Annotated in this window: 16 protein-coding genes, 3 pseudogenes and 1 riboswitch; of the genes and pseudogenes, 9 read left to right on the top strand and 10 right to left on the bottom strand. The window is 39.4% G+C overall.

The annotated features are described in order from the left end of the window. From JCM13188_RS13130 to JCM13188_RS13110, 5 genes and pseudogenes are all read right to left on the bottom strand, one after another. The gene (locus JCM13188_RS13130; RefSeq protein WP_054754538.1) at positions 1–1,563 is read right to left on the bottom strand and encodes a glutathione ABC transporter substrate-binding protein; all 1,563 of its coding nucleotides are present in this window, start codon (positions 1,561–1,563) and stop codon (positions 1–3) included. Positions 1,564–1,574: 11 nt separating this feature from the next. Next, positions 1,575–2,465 carry an ABC transporter permease gene (locus tag JCM13188_RS13125; RefSeq protein WP_054754537.1) on the bottom strand — a complete coding sequence of 297 codons (891 nt, stop codon included), beginning with the start codon at positions 2,463–2,465 and terminating at the stop codon, positions 1,575–1,577. Between the two features lie 15 nt (positions 2,466–2,480). Beyond that, positions 2,481–3,423 (bottom strand): annotated as a pseudogene (locus tag JCM13188_RS13120) (ABC transporter permease). A gap of 173 nt (positions 3,424–3,596) precedes the next feature. Continuing rightward, a pseudogene (locus tag JCM13188_RS13115) lies at positions 3,597–4,129 on the bottom strand (chromate transporter). A 13-nt stretch (positions 4,130–4,142) separates the two neighbouring features. Next, positions 4,143–4,643, bottom strand: coding sequence for a chromate transporter (locus JCM13188_RS13110; RefSeq protein WP_369405038.1), 501 nt, complete (start codon positions 4,641–4,643; stop codon positions 4,143–4,145). A 171-nt stretch (positions 4,644–4,814) separates the two neighbouring features. Here JCM13188_RS13110 and JCM13188_RS13105 point away from each other — a divergent pair, with 171 nt between their 5' ends. Further along, positions 4,815–5,264 carry an Lrp/AsnC family transcriptional regulator gene (locus tag JCM13188_RS13105; protein WP_054754536.1) on the top strand — a complete coding sequence of 150 codons (450 nt, stop codon included), beginning with the start codon at positions 4,815–4,817 and terminating at the stop codon, positions 5,262–5,264. 232 nt (positions 5,265–5,496) lie between these two features. On the opposite strand, the gene JCM13188_RS13100 is transcribed toward JCM13188_RS13105, so the two are convergent. Next, a complete protein-coding gene (locus JCM13188_RS13100; RefSeq protein ID WP_054754535.1) occupies positions 5,497–7,113 on the bottom strand; it encodes a gamma-glutamyltransferase family protein in 1,617 nt (538 codons plus the stop codon). Between the two features lie 367 nt (positions 7,114–7,480). On the opposite strand from JCM13188_RS13100, the gene JCM13188_RS13095 reads away from it, so the two are divergent. The 8 genes from JCM13188_RS13095 (at position 7,481) to JCM13188_RS13065 (ending at position 13,592) form a co-directional block, all read left to right on the top strand. Then, positions 7,481–8,446, top strand: coding sequence for a Bug family tripartite tricarboxylate transporter substrate binding protein (locus tag JCM13188_RS13095; protein WP_054754534.1), 966 nt, complete (start codon positions 7,481–7,483; stop codon positions 8,444–8,446). Positions 8,447–8,497: 51 nt separating this feature from the next. After that, a complete protein-coding gene (locus tag JCM13188_RS13090; protein ID WP_054754533.1) occupies positions 8,498–8,677 on the top strand; it encodes a hypothetical protein in 180 nt (59 codons plus the stop codon). After that, positions 8,677–9,018, top strand: coding sequence for a tripartite tricarboxylate transporter TctB family protein (locus tag JCM13188_RS19315; RefSeq protein WP_500796498.1), 342 nt, complete (start codon positions 8,677–8,679; stop codon positions 9,016–9,018). The genes JCM13188_RS13090 and JCM13188_RS19315 overlap by 1 nt, the downstream gene beginning before the upstream one ends. Beyond that, positions 8,979–10,421, top strand: a complete 1,443-nt coding sequence (locus tag JCM13188_RS13085; protein ID WP_279401835.1) for a tripartite tricarboxylate transporter permease — start codon at positions 8,979–8,981, stop codon at positions 10,419–10,421. Before JCM13188_RS19315 ends, JCM13188_RS13085 begins: the two co-directional genes overlap by 40 nt. Before the next feature lie 240 nt (positions 10,422–10,661). Next, positions 10,662–11,162, top strand: a complete 501-nt coding sequence (locus tag JCM13188_RS13080) for a sigma-70 family RNA polymerase sigma factor (RefSeq protein ID WP_054754532.1) — start codon at positions 10,662–10,664, stop codon at positions 11,160–11,162. 145 nt (positions 11,163–11,307) lie between these two features. Continuing rightward, positions 11,308–12,048: a YveK family protein gene (locus JCM13188_RS13075; RefSeq protein WP_054754531.1), complete on the top strand. Its 741-nt coding sequence runs from the start codon at positions 11,308–11,310 to the stop codon at positions 12,046–12,048. Then, a complete protein-coding gene (locus JCM13188_RS13070) occupies positions 12,038–12,730 on the top strand; it encodes a CpsD/CapB family tyrosine-protein kinase (RefSeq protein ID WP_054754530.1) in 693 nt (230 codons plus the stop codon). The genes JCM13188_RS13075 and JCM13188_RS13070 overlap by 11 nt, the downstream gene beginning before the upstream one ends. Before the next feature lie 85 nt (positions 12,731–12,815). Beyond that, positions 12,816–13,592, top strand: coding sequence for a tyrosine-protein phosphatase (locus JCM13188_RS13065; protein ID WP_054754529.1), 777 nt, complete (start codon positions 12,816–12,818; stop codon positions 13,590–13,592). A 79-nt stretch (positions 13,593–13,671) separates the two neighbouring features. Beyond that, positions 13,672–13,753, top strand: a riboswitch (cyclic di-GMP riboswitch). A gap of 314 nt (positions 13,754–14,067) precedes the next feature. Here the strand turns inward: JCM13188_RS13065 and JCM13188_RS13060 are convergent. From JCM13188_RS13060 to JCM13188_RS13045, 4 genes and pseudogenes are all read right to left on the bottom strand, one after another. Further along, the gene (locus JCM13188_RS13060) at positions 14,068–15,894 is read right to left on the bottom strand and encodes a M14 family zinc carboxypeptidase (protein WP_054754528.1); all 1,827 of its coding nucleotides are present in this window, start codon (positions 15,892–15,894) and stop codon (positions 14,068–14,070) included. Positions 15,895–15,920: 26 nt separating this feature from the next. After that, a complete protein-coding gene (locus tag JCM13188_RS13055) occupies positions 15,921–16,751 on the bottom strand; it encodes an SH3 domain-containing protein (RefSeq protein WP_054754527.1) in 831 nt (276 codons plus the stop codon). Positions 16,752–16,860: 109 nt separating this feature from the next. After that, positions 16,861–18,014, bottom strand: a pseudogene (locus JCM13188_RS13050) (aminotransferase class I/II-fold pyridoxal phosphate-dependent enzyme). A gap of 123 nt (positions 18,015–18,137) precedes the next feature. Then, positions 18,138–18,836: a sulfotransferase family 2 domain-containing protein gene (locus JCM13188_RS13045; protein ID WP_054754526.1), complete on the bottom strand. Its 699-nt coding sequence runs from the start codon at positions 18,834–18,836 to the stop codon at positions 18,138–18,140. Positions 18,837–19,203: the final 367 nt, after the last annotated feature.

Genomic DNA, 19,203 nt, shown 5'->3' with positions numbered 1-19,203 from the left:
CTACTCTCTAGAAACTTTGTATAGTCTCCAACTTCCTGTTGGTGATAATTCTAATCCTTTAACTGAATCAACGACGGCTGCAGTCACAACGCCGTGGTGCATGGGTACCCATGGAGCGTCTTTGATCGCTAAGGCATTGGCTTCAGCTAAATATTCTTTACGTTTTTCCTGATCAGTTGTCGTACGAGATTTTACAACTAGCTCATCGAATTCTTTGTTGGAATATCTCGTTCGATTAGAAGAACCTAAGTTGTCGGTATGAAGGTTAGGGTATAACAATTCACTACCGTCACCCGTTACGTTCGACCAACCTAAGAAGGTTAAGTCAAAGTTCCCTTCAGCTGTCATATCTAGGAATGTTCCCCACTCAATCATTTCCATCTCAACATTAATGCCAACTTCGCTTAGCTGGGCTTGAGCGATCTCCGCCATATTAATATACATGTCACGGTTTGCTACTAACATGTGATATGTTTGATCGCCAAAGCCATTTTCTTCGATAATTTGTTTCGCTTTTTCAGGGTCATAACTGTAACCAAGGTCTTCTGCGCTTTCATCATAACCAAACACTTGTGGACCAACGAAGCTGTTAGAGCGAACACCTAACCCATTCAGCGATTCCACGTATGCATCACGATCAATCGCATGAGCTAATGCTTTTCTGAACTCTGGGTTATTCATCGGTTCTTTTTCCATGTTAAAACCCATGTAGTAAACAGGTGTTCCTTCTTTTTTAATCAGATTAATCGAACCGTTACCTTCTAATCGAGACGTATGTTGTGAAGTCACGCCATCAATAAAATCAACTTCGCCTGTTTCCATCATTGAAATAGCCGTTGATACAGATGGAACAACTTTAAATGTTACTTGGTTAAGCGTTGGCTCACCCTGCCAATAATCCGCATTTTTCTCTAAAACAATTTCGTTACCTTTTTCCCAAGAAACAAATTTGAAAGGTCCTGTCCCAACAGGGTTCTCATTTAAGTTCCCACTCTTGTCTGCTTCAGGGCTCACAATCGACGCGTTTGAGTGAGATAGAGCTGCTAGCATGGCACCGTAAGGCTTATTAGTTTTAATGACAACGGTATATTCATCTTTCACTTCGATACTTTCAACGGGTGCTAGTAATGACGCACGCGGTGCTGCACGTTCAGGATCTAAAAATGTTTCAAATGTGTATTTAACCGCTTCTGCGTTAAAAGGTGTGCCGTCATGGAATTTAATATCTTCTTTTAGCTTAATCACCCACGTGTTGTCATCTGGGTTTTCATAAGATTTAGCTAGAAGTGGTTCAATTTCGCCTGTTTCGGCATTTCTCTTAAAAAGAGTTTCATAGACTTGCTCGATCACGTGTGATGATACACTGTCATTCGTATCAATCGGCGATAAACCCGGCGCATCTGATGTGGATGCATATGTAAGGGTTTGATCAGCACTTCCGCTACCTCCGCCTTCATTACCTTCTGCATTTCCTCCTTCTGGCTGGCTCTCACTTCCACCCGTACAAGCAGCTAATAGTAGAATCGGAATAGCTACTAGTAAAAACAATAATTTTTCATACATAATTCCTCCTCTTAATCTAGTTCCATATTTGGATCTAACGCATCTCTCAAACCATCTCCGACAACGTTAAAAGCAAATACAACAAGCATAATTGCGATACCAGGAACAATCGTCATATGCGGGGATGTCCACATATAGTCCTGACCTGCTGCAATCATTGCGCCCCACTCAGGTGTTGGCGGCTGTGCCCCTAAACCTAAATAGCTTAAGGCTGAGGTTGATAGAATCGCTGTTGCCATACGCATTGTCGCAAAGACGATAATCGGCGCTGTTATATTCGGCAAAATATGTTTAAACATAATGCGCCTATCACTAGCTCCAAGTGACCTTTGGGCCAAGATATACTCTTCCTTTTTAGCCGATAAAACACTTCCGCGGACAATTCTCGCGCAGTTTGGAATCGACCAAATACTAATCGCAATCACCACGTTCACTAGGCTTGTTCCTAAGATTGCGATGATGAGCATGGCTAGTAAAATGCCTGGGAATGAGAACAGTAAGTCCATAATCCGCATAATGATCGCATCTAATTTTTTGTAGTAACCAGAAAGCAGCCCTAAGATCACGCCTCCGATTAGCCCTAAGGCGACGGACCCTAAGCCAACTAAGATGGAGATTCTCGCACCATAAACAATCCGGCTCCACATGTCGCGTCCGTAGTTATCCGTCCCTAGCCAGTGGCCTTCAGATCCAATTGGTAGTTCACGGGCTGATAACGTTTGAGTGTCAGGTGCGTAGCTCGTTAAAAACGGTGCGAATGCGGCAAGTAAAATTTGAATAGTGATAATCACAAGTCCAATAACAGCGAGCTTATTTTTAAGCATCCGCTTCATCGTATCTTTAAAGACACTGTCTTTCTCAACATTCTTAAGTCCTTTTGCAGTGACGGTTTGCGTTGACATCTTCGTTCCTCCCTTCTAGTCGTAACTAATTCTTGGGTCGATAAAGGCATACACAATATCAACAATTAAATTCACAATGACAAACAAGCTGGCAACGAGTAGGACCGACCCTTGTACCATTGGGAAGTCACGGTCCGCGATCGCATCAATCATGAGTCTTCCAACACCATTAATCGCGAAAACTTGTTCCGTAATAATCGTTCCGCCAAGTAAAAACCCGAAGTTCATACCGATTACGGTGATGACAGGAATCATCGCGTTTCTCATACAGTGGACAAACACGACGACTTTTTCTTTGACCCCTTTCGCTCTCGCTGTTCTGACGAAATCAGAGCGGATCACTTCCAGCATCGAGGATCTCGTCATTCGGGCGATTAACGCTGCCGAACCTGTTCCAAGCGTAATCGCTGGTAACGCCAGTTCTTTCATGCCTTGAAGCGTCCAGAACGGAGCGCTTAATCCACCAGCCGGAAACCACTGTAAGTTGACGGCGAAAATAAGAATTAAAATCGTCCCTAACCAGAAGTTTTGGAATCGAGATTCCCGCCAGTGCTCCCGTAGTCGTAAAAACATCCCACCATGTGTTTTGTTTAAGGGCTGATACGATTCCAGCCACAACTCCGATGATCACCGCGACAATCATACTCGCGATGGCTAGATTTAATGTGTTTGGAAATCTAGTCGCAATAGCTTGGTTGACCGACTCGTTAGATTGATAGGAAAACCCTAAATCACCCTGCAACACGCCTACTAGGTAGTCCCAGTATTGAACTAAGATTGGCCGGTTCAGTCCAAGGCTTGCCCTAATATTTTCAATGTCAGACTCATTAGCTGTTGGTCCGCCAATAATTCGGGCTGGATCACCAGGGGCAAAGTGCATGCTCATAAAGACGATGAACGATATGCCCAAAAGCAAGAAGAACATTTGCACGAGCCTTGAGATGATTAAATTGATCATGAGTTTTACCCCCTTTATCGAGTTAATGTAATAGTCAGATAAAAAGATTTTAAAGAATATTATATACAAAATAAGTAAAAATCAATGATATTTTAACTTTTTATTATTTTTAATGAATAAACATTCACTTTTTGATTAATTTTGACTATTCAGACTATACAAAATGTTACTTTTTAACTTAGGAAAATAGCCCCGTATGTTAAAGCTCCCATAATGACAAAAGCTGGGTGAAGTTTGGCTTTTTCAAGCAGAAGAAAACTAGATATGATTAGAATCGCAGTTTGCAGTAATCCTGCCGACTGGTACGATGTATCAAAAAATTGAAACGCTAAAACGAATAATAAGATCCCAATCGTCGGCCGAATCAGCGATGTCATCTTCTTCACTTTGGCGAATCTTTAAACTTCATGATTAGCCCGAGTAGCAAAATCATGGCCACAAGTGATGGGACAATCGTTGCGATTAGCGCGACAATTGCACCCGGAGTACCCGCAACATGATAGCCGATATAGCCTGCTAGTTTCGTTGCGATTGGTCCTGGGAGCGCATTTCCGAGCGCTAGGATTTCTCCAAATTCTGTTGTCGTTAAAAATTCATAGTTCTTAACGACTTCGTGCTCAATCAAGGGAATCGACGCCGGTCCACCGCCGTAGCCCAGAATTCCTGGAATTAAAAAGGCTAAAAACAAATACCAAAGATCTAACATAAGGTTCCTCCTCTCATGATGTTGGTTTTGGCTTGCTCACCAGTGCGTAAATCATCAGCGCTCCAATTAAAATCGCCGGGTGAACATTGAGCCAAACGTAGGCAATTAAGCTTACGACACTTAAGATAATCGCAATCGTCCATCCAAGCGCTTCCTTCGACTTTTTGACAAACGAATACGCTAGCACAAACAGCATCACCCCAACAACCGGCGCAATCGCTTGTGTCATCCCCTGGACAACCGGCGTATCACGGTAGGCAATGAGCACCCCGATCAGCGTAATCATGATTAGTACTGTCGGCAGAACCGCAGCAGCCAGCGCATTTATCATGCCAATTCGCCCGCCGACCTGATAGCCGATGTAACCAGCCATTTTCGTCATGATCGGTCCTGGGAGTGTGTTACCAATCGCAAGCACATCGCCAAACTCTTCATCATTCATCCACTCATACGTCTCCACCACTTCTTTATGTACAAGCGGAATCGTTGACGGACCACCACCGAATCCAAGCATGCTTGATCTAAAAACTGACGAAGATTTTCTTCTGTAACGTCCAATCCACGTGGAACACCTCGCTTTCATGTTGTAATAACTTTCAAATTTTTTCAAAATACAGGTGTGACACATCTGCACTTTTCTCGTATAATGTGAAATATATTAATCTATTAAAAGTGGTGAGAACGCATGAAATTAACAGACACAGATATTAAAATTCTCAATATCTTAAGCGACGAAGGCCGAATGTCTTACGTCGATTTAGCTAAAGAACTCGATTTATCAAGAGTTGCTGTCCGCGATCGCATTAACCAAATGCAAGAAGCCGGCATCATCGAAAAGTTCAGCGTCGTCATTAACTCCGAGAAAGTCGGAAAAGGCGTATCCGCGTTTTTCAACGTTGACTGCGACCCGACCCATCTCGTTTATGTCGCTGAAAGGCTTGCTGAGAATCCAAAGGTCGCAAGCTGTTATCAAATGACAGGTCCCAGCACCTTACATACCCACGTGCTCGTTGAAGACTTCAATGAACTTGAAAAATTCATCAACGAAGAGCTGTATGCACTCGATGGCATTACGCGAGTCGAAAGTCACATCCTGCTTCGCCGCTTCAAAAGCCGGACGGGCTTAAAACTATAGTTGTTAAGGAAAAGGGTGTCCCTAAATACCGGGACGCCCTTTTTTGGGACATTAATTCAAATTTATGAGACACGAATTTTGTCGAATTAGTACATCTTTCTTCGTATATGAGACATTGAAGGCTGTTTTTGGGACATTAGAGCTCATTTATGAGACATTGAAGGCTGTTTTTGGGACATTAGAGCTCATTTATGAGACATTCACCCCTGCTTATGGGACTTTGCACTTCAATCTACCAAACCGCCACGTGGCCGTCGGTTCTCGGTTCGGTTCCGCCGCATAGCACACCAGTCTCGGGATCGCGCACAATGATTTGCCCACGCCCAAACTCATGATGGTACAGGCTGCGTTCAACCTTGTGTCCGCGGCGCTGTAATGCTTGGGCGAGATGTTCAGGAAATAGCGGGTCGACTTTCACGACCTTATCCTTCATCCACTGCCAGCGCGGAGCATCAAGGGCCGCCTGAGGGTTCAAATCAAAATCAACCATGTTCATGACGACCTGCGCATGGCCTTGTGGTTGCATGAATCCGCCCATCACGCCAAATGGACCAACCGCTTCGCTTCCTTTCGATAAAAATCCTGGAATAATCGTGTGGTACGTCTGCTTGCCTGGCTCAAGAGAGTTCACATGCTCCGAATCTAGCGAGAACGTATGCCCGCGGTTTTGCATCGCAATGCCTGTTCCTGGCACGACCACGCCTGAGCCGAATCCCATATAATTGCTCTGAATATAAGAAATCATATTACCCTCGCCGTCAGCTGCCGATAAATAAACCGTTCCGCCACGCTGAGGTTCACCTGGAGTCGGTTCAAGTGCTTCGTCACCGATTAACTTACGGCGCGCATCCGCATACTGATCTGACAACAGCTCCTCTACGCTCACGTCCATGTGCTCTTGCTGGGTGATATACTCAAGCCCATCGGTGAACGACAGCTTCATCGCTTCAATCTGTTTGTGGTATGTATCCACGCTATCTTTTTCGTTAAACTCATAGCCTTTTAGAATATTAAGAGCCATTAATGCGATGATCCCCTGACCATTCGGCGGGATCTCCCACACATCATAGCCGCGGTAATTCACCTTAATCGGGTCCACCCACTTGGCTTCATAACTAGACAAATCTTCCTTCGTTAAAAAACCTTCATGTTTAGTAAAATAAGCATCGATCTCATCTGCGAGCTCTCCACTATAAAACGACTCGGCTTTGGTTTTCGCTATCTCGCGTAATGTTCGTGCGTGCCCTGGAGATTTCCACAGCTCACCGGTTTCAGGTGCCCGACCATTCGGCGCAAACACGTTAAACCATTCATCATAAATGGCATCATCTTTAAAAATCTCTTTGAACTTCTTATAAGCACTCTTCCAGTGAAAGCCTAACGTCGGCGACAGCGGATAGCCTTCCTCCGCATAGCGAATTGCTGGCACAAACAGCTCTTCAAAAGGTAACTTCCCAAAGCGCTCTGACAACTCCGCCCAGCCTTTAGGTGTTCCAGGAACCGTCACCGGAACCTTACCGAATGTTGGGATTTCGTCATAACCAAGCTCCTTTAATTTTTCAATCGAAATTCCACTTGGTGCATAGCCACTCGCATTAAGTCCATGAATTTTGCCATCGACCCAGACGAGCGCGAATGAATCAGAACCGATTCCATTCGACGTCGGCTCAACCACGGTTAAAGCAGCAGCCGTTGCGATCGCCGCGTCAATTGCGTTTCCTCCCTTTTTCAAAACCTCAAGTCCCGCTTCAGCTGCTAACGGCTGAGAGGTCGCAACCATTCCGTTATTTCCGTAAACGGCATTTCGCCTCGATGCGTACGGGTAATACATTGGATCAAATTCTACCATCCTAATCTCCCCTTCGTTTGTTTGGTAATTTTACAACATCCTATCACATAAAGTAATAAAAATCATCAGATTATTTACAAAAAAATAAACTCACTATAAATTATATAACATTTTGTAAAACATATGACTTACACACTAACCTTATGAAAAATCGCTTACATCCTCGCCCTATCAACCACCCTACCCTCACTTTTGTTAACGCTTACATGCCAATAACTAACAAAAATGTTATAAAAAATGAAAAAATATTTTCTTAAAGAAACTAAATAACCCTGTTGACTGACAAAAATGTTTGAATTATAATGTTTGAAACATCAAAATTGTTTGAAAACATTTAGTACATAAAAGAGACAAAGGAGAGGTCAATATGAACAAAGTAAAGCGTCTTTTAGCATCAGCCCTCCTCCCCGTTGCGGCAGTTTCATTAGTAGCCTGCTCAAGTGGAGAAGAGTCAGTCGAGGATTATCCATCCCAAGAAATTGAAATGACGATTCCGTGGTCACCAGGTGGAGGAAGTGACATTGAAGGTCGGTTAGTTGCCGAACATGCGTCAGAACACATCGGAACAGACATTGTTCCCGTTAACGTGCCAGGTGTCGGTGGAACGGTTGGATTAGAAGAGCTCACGAACAAAGAAGCAAACGGCTATAACATCGGCCAAATTCATGAAGGTCTGCTCGTGTCCCATCATTCAGATGTCACCGACATTAACTACGACAGCTTCAAGCCAATCGCATCAATGTCATCATCTGATCAAATCTTAGCTGTCTCAAGTGACTTAGGCGTTGAAACATTAGAAGAGTTCGTCAAGTACGGTCAAGAAAACGAAATCCAATTCGGAGGAACGGTTGCCGGAATCCCGCGTGTTTGGGTCGAACAAATCGGTAACGAGCTGGATATTAACTACAACCTCGTCGGATATGAAGGTATTTCAGAAGCCATTCAAGCCTTAGCAGGTGGCCACATTGATGCAGCCATTGTGGATTATCCATCAGGCAGTGACTTTGTTGAAGCAGGCAAAATGAACTTCATTGCGGTTGGAACAAAAGAACGTATCGATAAAGCACCAGACCTACCAACCTTTGTTGAAAAGGGCTATGACTTAACGATGGGGATTAACCGTGGTTATGTCGCACCAAAAGACACCCCGCCTGAAATCGTTGAAAAACTGGAGAAAGCATTAGAGGAAACATCAAAAGATGAAGACTACATTAAAGCTGTCGAAAACGTCGGTGCTAGCGTGAACTTCATGGGCACTGAGGAATACAAAGAATACCTAGACAAACAAGACAAAGTCATTAGTGACATCATCTCAAATCTATCTGAAGAATAAATCCATAGAGGGGATTCGCGTTCCCTCTATGTTTTGTTAGGAGGAACCATCTTGGGAGAGTTAATCTTAGCACTACTACTCGTGCTATTATCCATATTAATTTACATAAACTCAGATGATTTGCCGTCAATGAATGAATCCCAATTAGATCCAGGTTCATTCCCGCAATTTGTGGCCATCTTACTTGGTTCACTTGCGTTAATCCTGTCCATACAAAAACAATCCAGCTAATGAAAAACAAAGAAGGCAGCCAATCATCGATCAAAGATATCATCCGCGAACACAAACTCGTGTTCATCACGTTAGGATTACTTCTATTATATATCCTGTTCATTCAAATCATCGGCTTTATCATTTCATCTATCATCTTTATGATCGTAACGGCACTCATTGTCGGTCCTAGAACGAAAAAGGACATTATCACCATCACAAGCATTGCCTTTGTGTTAACGATTGGCCTATATGTATTTTCCAAAACGTACTACAAGTCAGATTCCCAACAGGACTATTCTTCTAAGAGGAGGGACATGCGATGTTTGATTTACTATATCTCGGTTTCGGAGAAATTTTAAACATAAAAATATTACTCGTTATATTTATCGGAGTCGTCGTTGGCGTCATCGCTGGACTCATCCCAGGGTTTACCGTAGCTATGGCGATCGTCCTTACGCTACCCTTAACATTCGGCATGGAGCCAGTCACGGGAATTGCGGCGATGATTGGGGTCTTCGTTGGCGGGATGTCAGGTGGTCTGATTAGTGCAGCCCTACTCGGTATTCCAGGCACACCATCATCTGTCGCGACCACCTTTGATGCCTACCCAATGGCGAAAAATGGTCACCCAGGTAAGGCCCTTTCGATTGGAATTTGGGCCTCATTCCTAAGCTCCATCATTAGCTTACTTATTTTAGTCACGATTGCCCCGCAGGTTTCGCAATTTGCGTTAAAATTCGGACCATGGGAAATGTTCGCCCTAATCTGTTTAGCCTTAACCATCATTGCGAGCGTGACAGGGGAATCGATGATTAAAGGACTCATTGCCGGCCTATTCGGGATCCTCATTTCAACAATTGGCGCTGATCCGATTATGGGCTTTGCAAGATTTACCTTTGATTTAAGCGTCCTAAGAGCAGGCATCCCGTTTTTAGTCGTCTTAATCGGCATGTTCGCAATCTCACGCTTAATGGAGTCGCTCGAAAAACCTCAGATGGAGAAAGACCTAAAAGAAAAACAGAAGGAAAATGCAGCTGAAGTCGCGTTCGTCCTCCGCCCGATTAAAACACTTAAAACCGTACTAAAGAAACCCGGCACACTCATTGGCTCCTCTTTTATCGGGTCCATTATCGGAGCCATCCCTGGAGCTGGGGGCAGTATTGCCAATATCGTTGCATATGATCAGGCGAAGAAATGGTCCAAGGATCCTAAAAAATTCGGTACGGGCTGCGAGGAAGGCGTTGTCGCATCAGAAGCCGGGAATAACTCAACGGTTGGTGGCGACCTCATCCCAACCGTTGCCTTAGGCATTCCAGGCTCAGCGGTCACCGCCGTCTTATTATCAGCCTTAATGGTGCATGGCATCACCCCTGGCCCGCTTCTCATCGTTGAAGAACCAGGCATTGTTGGGGGTATATTCGTTGCCTTCTTTATCGCCTCATTTGGTATGTTGATTACTCAATTCGCGGGCATGCGGTATTTTGTCAAAGTCACGCAGGTCCCAACGCATCTTCTCGTTCCAATTATCTTAATGTTATGTGTTGTCGGGACGTTCGTTTTAAACAACCGAGTCACAGACTTATACATTCTACTTGCGATGGGCATCATCGGTTACTTATTTACAAAATACAAATTCGCCCTCGCCCCAGCCATTATCGGCGTCATCTTAGGGCCGATTGCGGAGGTTAACTTAAGAAGAGCTTTTATGACCAACCCAGATTGGACGCTATTTGTATCAAGACCCATATCACTGACGTTTTAGTTTTAACGGTCCTCTCGATCCTCTTTACGATTTGGCAGTCGAGCCGGACAAAAGCAAAGTTAAACAGACCTTAATTGTGAGGTCTGTTTTTGTCTATAAAATTAATAAAATTTTTCACCTAAATAAATACAAATTTTTTCAATAAAATAGGTGACAAATTAGGACCATTTAATTATAATTTTATTGTGAATATTCATTCAGTTCCGGAGGCATGCCTACCATATTATACGGGGTAGGAAAATGGTAACTAAGGAAATAGAATTCAATCAAATTCTAGAACAACACAAAGGGGTAATTTATCACCTAATCTATAAATTAGGTGTGAGGGATGATCATGGAGATTTCTATCAGGAAGGATTGGTTGCATTTTACGAAGCATATCAAAAATACTATGGACGAGACTCATTTACAAGAATAGCTTATATTGTCGTAAAGAGTCGTCTAATTGATCTCATTAGAAAAGAAAAACGCTACTCAGATCACTGTTTCGCTTCTCAGGACTTTCACCTTAGTCACAATGATGTTCCTTTTCAGGACACGTTAGACCCATATATCTTACTTCAGATTAAACAAGTGTTAACATCAAAACAATGGATTTACTTTAATAAAAGAATACTAGAAGGGCAGCCGGTTAGAGTGATTGCCGCACAAGAGCAAGCAACAATCGATGCTGTCAAAGGTTGGGGGAAGGAAGTTAAACGGAAATTGAGAAAACTATTAAAAGAAGATTACTGTTCATAATGTAAGGGGCACATAATTTTGTGCCCCCTATTATCAATAAAAAGCATGTTACAAACAGTTTAAAAATGGGTAACGTATCTACATACCCCCAGTGGTTCCATGTTATAATTTGTAAGTAACTATCAAAAAATTTGGAGGATATCATATGGAAGAAACGATCTCACTTCAAGAAATTTTTCAAGTATTAAAGAAAAGACTTAAATTAATTGCCCTCATAACGATTGGGGCCGCACTCATTAGCCTCATTATGACTCAATTATTTATTACTCCACAGTATGAAGCATCCACTCAGTTTATTGTGAATCAAAAAGATTCTGGTCAAGAAGCTCAATATGATGTGAACGACATTCGTTCTAATGTTGAAATGATTAATACATATAACGTTATTATTAAAAGTCCTCGTATATTAGACCAAGTCATTGAAGAGCAATCTTTAAATCTATCAGCTAGTCAGCTTTCTAATAAAATCTCAGTTAATAATGCTAATAACTCTCAAGTTGTTAGTGTGACGGTAACTGATTCTAATCCTACCAGGGCTGAAACGATTGCAAACACAACTTATGAAGTCTTCGAATCTACACTTCCTGACCTCATGAACGTTGATAATGTTAGCGTTCTATCAGAAGCAAGTGTCGGAAGTAACCCATCACCCGTCAGTCCGAACCTTAAACTGAATGTTGCAATTGCTCTTGTACTAGGAGTCATGGTAGGAGTGGGACTCGCATTCTTGCTTGAATACCTGGATAATACCATCAAGACAGAACAAGACATTGAAGATACACTCGGGCTACCGATTATGGGAGTTGTCTCTACAATTCAAGAACAAGAAATAAATCAAAGTTATAAACGAAAAAGAAGCAGAAGGAGAGATCGTATTGGCGCGTAAATCTAAATTAAGAAACCCACACTCACGTACGCTAATCGCAAGAGATCAAGTAAAATCGCCTATTACTGAACAATACCGAACCATTAGAACCAATATGGAGTTCGCCAACATTGATCAGGATTTAAAGTCTGTTCTATTAACATCTACAGGGCCATCTGAAGGTAAAAGTCTAACAGCAGCCAATCTAGCAATCGTGTTTGCTCAACAAGGTAAGAGGGTATTGTTAATTGATGCAGACTTAAGAAAACCGACCGTTCATTACACGTTCAGATTAAATAATACTTTTGGCTTGAGTAACTATTTAGTAGGAGACTATCAGCTTGAGAAAGTTGTCCAACAAACAAATGTAGAAAGTCTTGATATTATGACGTGTGGACCTATACCGCCGAATCCGTCTGAACTATTAGGTTCAAAAGCGATGAAGAGTTTATTAAAGGAAAGTAATGACGTTTACGATCTTGTTGTATTTGATACACCACCTGTTCTAGCAGTCACAGATTCTCAAATATTAGCTAACCTAGTAGATGGAGTATTACTTGTTGTACGTAGTAAACAAACAGAAAAGGAAGCTGCTAAGAAAGCAAAAGATCTATTAAATAAAGCTGAAGCTAATATTCTGGGCGCTGTACTTAACGATCGCGATATTAAAGACGGTGGCTACTACTATTATTACGGAAATTAAAAATGTTTAATTTTTCATAATTGACAGAAAATAACTATATAGTACAATAGTACTGTGGACAAAAATACGGGAGGAGGTATTTCTTATGATTGATTTCCACAGTCATATTTTATATGGTCTAGATGATGGTGCCGATTCAATGACAGAAAGTCTTGCTATGGCTAAATCAGCTGTCAAGGATGGTGTCAAAGTGATCTACGCAACACCACACCACTTACATCCTCTATTTGATTACAATCAAGAAGAGCTTTACGAACACTTTGATGACCTGAAAAAAGAACTGATCAACGAAGATATACCTGTTGAACTAAGGATTGGACAAGAAATTCGTATTAGCGGGGACCTCGTCGAACAACTTAACTCTAATCAAGCTTTAACCTTAGGTAATAGTGACAAATACGTATTAATTGAGTTTCCATCCGATCACGTACCAGAATATGCTCAGCGATTACTATTCGATGTACAAGTAGCTGGCTATCAACCAATCATTGCACATCCTGAGCGCAACAAAGAAATCATGCAAAAACCAGATGTACTATACAAACTCGTACGAGATGGGAATTTAAGTCAAGTCACCTCTGCAAGTGTCACAGGCGATTTTGGAAAAAAGATTCAAGAATTCAGCTTCGATTTACTTGAGCATAATTTAATTCATTTTGTAGCTTCAGATGCACATAATACAACGACAAGAGGCTTTACTTCGACTAGTGCCTGGGAGAGTATTAGAAGAGAATTTGGACTTGATATGGTTTATTTCTTAAGAGAAAATGCGGAGATCTTAGCAGAAGATGGCCATGTTATAAGCGATGAGCCATTTCGATTTAAGAGAAAGAAAAAGAAGAAGATATTTAACCTATTTTAAAATTATGTGACGTATTAAAAATGAGACTTCCTCATTAAGCCTCTAATTAAATCTTTTATTCATCAGAATGTCTTTTGGCAAACGACAAAGGCAAACCTATTGAAAAATAGGGACGCAAAGCTCAAGGGTCTAACGCATTGCTAAGATCGCCAGCTACCGAATGCCTACTTAACTTCATTTAAACTCAATTTAATTAAACATTATAGTAAAACAACCATCCCAACAATCAATGCAATAATGATTGATGAGAAGACTAGTTGTCTCTTTAATGCTGTTCGTCTATTTGGAATTGAGCGCGTTAACGTTTTATTTCTTCTTCAGATAAGAAGTGTGTAGCGCTACGCTGTCTATTTTCATTCTTCATAAAAAATCACCTTGAACATCATAGCATAATTTGTCAATTGGTGTCTAATTTTTCCTCTAATAAATACAATTCAACAAAAGAAAAAGCCCACCCTAAAGGTGGACTTGTAACTTATTTCAATTCATTCGCAATAATTAATGGTAACGTATCATTTTCGTCCCAGATATCATTAAAATGACTTAATGGAACAGGTCTGTCACCTACTGATGGAGATAATTCTGGCGTAATAAACGGCTCATTAATATGGTACGCAAACCAATCTGAAAAATGTCCTAAATATTGATCAATTTCTCTGATAACAGTGTAACCAGTTTTATTACCTGCAATATTGGCTATTCTTCTAGTTTCTGAATGATTCGCCCCTCTAGCAGAACCATCCCAATAAATTAATTGACCTGAAGAATGATAACTAATTGCACCATTAAAATTATGTCGACTAGCATAATTTACTAAAGCTAATGACTCAGGTTCACTCACTGGGCTTGGCCCTTTGTAAAATTGAGACGAAGGATTATCTGGATAACTACCCGCATTATCCCAACCTACCGAGAAGTTTCGATTGATATCGACTCCACGTCCATTTGATTTCCAGTGTTTAAAATCATTGCTCCCATTATTGATATTCAATAGCTGTGACGTATTACTTAGTGCATAAGCTCCTTCTTGGACCAACGTAACACCATCTGGGTTGACCATCGTAATAAAATGTAGAGTTACATCATTTAAAGTGTCCTTCACATCCACTCCACTAATACGATTATCTTTCATATAAGCCTCAGCATAGGAATCAATCTGTTCCATAACTAGATTAGTAGAAATCCACTCTCTAGCATGAATAGATGCTGTAACAAGTGTATCATTAGATCCCTTCCCTATTTTAACTGCATAAATTTTACGTCCATCATTAGACCGGCCAATGACCTCCGCTTCAATTAAATGAGGATATGTGTTTTCAAGCTTTTTAATATCCGAGACCATTTGATTATAAGAGTACTCAGTCTTAGGATTCACGATTGAATTAAACGTAAATTTATCTAAAGAAATATCGTCTTTTGAAATATAACCTTTGTGTCGCTCTCCATCTACAAACACGATAGCTTCATACCAATTGCGAGTAAATGTTTTAAAGATCAATTTAGAGTTGAAATCATAACCCTTTAATTTTTTAGAATTTTTACTAGTACTCTTATACACGTAAGTTTTTTCTTTAGAAGCATAACCTTCAACTAGATCTTGCTTCGCATTTTGATTAATAACATCCGATTTATAAATATAACCTGTTGTTCGCTTATTATTAACATAAACTATAGCTTCATACCAATTTTTTAAATACGTTTTATAATATAATAACTTGCCTTCACGATATGATTTTAGTGAACTTGCCCCTTTACTCGGGAGCTTGTACACATGAACAGTTGAGTTATAAGCATAACCCTTTAAACTCTTTTGATTCTCTACAGGTTCTTCTACATCTGACTTATGAATATAACCTGTTTTCGGTTTGCCATTGACATAGACTAACGCTTCGTACCAATTGTTTAAATAAGTTTTATAATAAAGTAGTTTACCTGCTCTATAAGATTTTAACTGACCTGATTGACGACTTGGACGGTCATAAACGTAAACCCGATCTTTGACAGCTACACCTTTTAGATTTTCTTGATTCTCAACAGGTTGTTCTACATCACTCGCCTTAATATAGCCAGTTTTTCTCTCACCGTTTACGTAGACGATTGCTTTATACCAGCCATTTAAGTAAGTCTGATAGTAGAGTTTAGATCCTTGGGAATAATCTTTTAATACTCTTGAGTCGTCATTTAAACTAGAATACACATTTGTTTTCTGCTTTAATGCAATTCCAGATAGATTAACTGGTTGATCAGTCGGTTCTTCTACATCAGATGCTGAGATGTACCCTATTCGTTTAGAGCCATTCACATAGACAATTGCCTCATACCAACCATTTATATATGTTTTATAATAAAGAACTGACCCTTTATCATAGTTTTTAGAACATCACTAGATTTGGATGCCATTGTATAAATGTTTGTTGGGCTGGTCATCGCCACGCCCTGAAGTAACTCAGGATTATTTGTCGGAATTTCAACATCATTAACGTGTATGTAGCCTGATTGAGCTTCTCCATCTACATAAACTAATGCTTCGTACCATTGATCTAAATACGTCTTGAAATACAACAATTTACCTTGCCTATAACTTTTTAAAGTTGAACTTGATTTCATCGGTTCACTATAAACATTTGTACTTTTATTTAACGCAATACCGGTTAAACTTTTTTGATCTTCAACAGGGTATTCTATATCACCTTTGTGTATATAACCTGTAGCAGCCTCTCCGTCCACATAAACTAATGCTTCATACCAGTTTGATGTGAACGTTTTATAATATAATAGCTTCCCTTCATTATATTCCTTTAACACTTTAGAACCTTGGTTTGGATTTTGATAAATAGGCGTTCCTTTTGAGTATCCTGATTTTAACTCTTGTTCCTTGTCTATAACCTCAATGTTATCTTTATGTATATATCCTTCTACTTGACCTTTTTCTTCATCGTTTAAACTAATTAAAAACCAGTTTTTAAACTCAGAAGAATGTACTTTTACGATTGAGCCTTTCTCAAATGTTTTTAGTATAGTAGAATCCTTACTGTTCTCGCTATAAACATTTGACTCCTCTAAAATTAATACCTCACTTTCAGCTTCTTCAGCACTCACCCCTTGAAGAAAACTAAATAACATCCCAGTAAAAAATAACACAAACAAGAATTTCTTCATGATCTCTCTCCTATTACAAGACTTTTAATTCTATTATACTTTAGTTACGATTTAATTTTAATAGAGTAATAGGATTTTTCTGAAATTGCAGTATAAAAAACCAACTGAATTAATCAGTTGGCAATAGATCTAGTATTAATTTAATAATTTTGTCTTGTGTTTCTTCACTCATATTAGACCCTGAAGGTAGGCATAAACCATTTTCAAAAAGTTGGTCGGAAATACTTTCATTATTATGATGACTATAATATTTACAACCCTCAAATAGTGGCTGTAAATGCATTGGTTTCCATACTGGTCTAGCTTCTATATTCTGTTCATCTAATGCATGAATAATGTCATTGCGAGTGATACCCGCTTTTTCAGGATTAATGGTCAATGCCGTTAACCAACGATTGGAACGTGTATCTTTTAATTCAGGCTGGAACTCAATGCCTTGAATATCCTTAAAAGCTTCATAATAATTATTAAATACAGACGTCTTTGATTCACACGTTCATCTAAGACTTCTAACTGTCCTCTACCAATTCCAGCTACGATATTACTCATTCGATAGTTATAACCAACTTCACTATGCTGATAGTGAACGGCAGGGTCACGAGCCTGTGTTGCTAGAAAACGAGCTTTTTGAATAGATTCCTCATCATTGGAAACTAGGGCTCCCCCACCTGATGTTGTAATAATCTTATTACCATTAAATGAGTAAATCCCAAACTGGCCAAAGGTACCACTCTTTTGACCTTTGTATTCGCTTCCTAATGATTCAGCAGCATCTTCAATAACCGGAACATTATATCTATTACAAACAGTTATAATTTCATCCATTTTCGCGCTTTGGCCGTATAAATTAACGACAATAACAGCTTTAGGCAAATTCCCATCACGTTTAGCATCCACTAACGCGTGTTCTATAGCTACTGGAGACATGTTCCAAGTATCCGGCTCTGAATCAATGAATACTGGTGTAGCACCCTCATATAGCACAGGGTTAACAGTTGCTACAAATGTTAAAGAGGAACAGAAAACGGTATCCTCTGGTTGAACATCCAATAGCTTCAATGCCAAATGAATAGCTGCTGTTCCAGATGAAACAACTGCTGCATGATTAATAGAATTATATTCCGACAACTCTTTTTCAAAACCATCCACGTTATTTCCTAATGGAGCGATCCAATTAAGATCAAATGCTTCTTGAATATATTTTTGTTCATTACCAGACATATGCGGGCTTGATAAAAATACGCGTTCCATGTAATTCCTCATTTCATGTTATAATTAGTTCATCTTAAAAGCTTGCTTTAACATACTTAAATTATGCTCTTTACTATCGTATCAATCCCTTGCACATATATCTTTCGTATATACTTTTTAAGTCTAGCAAATAATTTACTTAAAAGGTTTTTCGTACCCATGTAGATCTATTTCATTTTTAAAGTAATTTGTAACAATATAGGACATTTCAGAATTATAATAAGAACTCAAATCTTTTTTATTTGTTCGAAATTCACTTTTAGCCCTTGGCATAAAACTAACAATATCAAAATCTAGTTTATTTTGAATAAATTGTAGCTCTTCATTTAAATTTTCATAATTACAAATATAATCTAACAAAATTTCACCATTTGAACTTGAATACAATGGATAATTATATGCTTTAGCATAGTTTCCTTTTTTAAACCACTCTGCAAAAGTTAATTCCTGTTTACTTTTTCCCACTTCATAATGATATAGTGAAACAACCTTATCCCATGGATTTCTATCGATTGAAAACTTAAAGTAATCATGCCATTTGTCATTACCTATAAAGTTTTTTACTTCTTCGGCGGGCATATGGTTATAATATTTAAAGGGTGTTTTTTTTCTAACATGATAATTGAATTTTTCTTTCAAATTTAGTTCATTATATGATTTCAGAAAATTTATTGGGTATAACCCTTCATCCTTTCTTAACTCTTCATCTATAGATGAAATAGGAGTTATTATATCATTCGAACCACAATACCTGGACAAAGCTATTTCTAAACTAGTACCAGCTGTCTTTCTAGTTTTTATAAAAATAAACTTATGTTTATGAGAAACAATCATTCTATCACCTCTAAAATATTAATTAATAGTTTAACTTAATAATAATATTTATTATTTCAATTTCAATTTAATATATTTGTTGATTTCATTTAAAATACGTTTATCTTCATTATTCATCCCTACAAAATAGTATAATATTAGGAAAATCATTATGTAGGCTATTGCAAGAATTAAGATACTAATTATAAAATGAAAATCAATAAATAATTTTAAAAAGTAGATTACTATAAAACTTAGACTTACACTGAGTAACATTTTGAGAAAGTATCTATCATAAGGTTGGATTCGGTGGATGCTATATAATAAGATCAGTTTTAAAATGTTAGCAAATGCAACTGACATTAATGAAGCCAGCGCCGCTCCTTCA

This window comes from Piscibacillus salipiscarius JCM 13188 (genome assembly GCF_001311865.1).
GTDB lineage: Bacteria > Bacillota > Bacilli > Bacillales > Alkalibacillaceae > Piscibacillus > Piscibacillus salipiscarius.
This window is presented reverse-complemented; position numbering and strand designations above follow the sequence as displayed.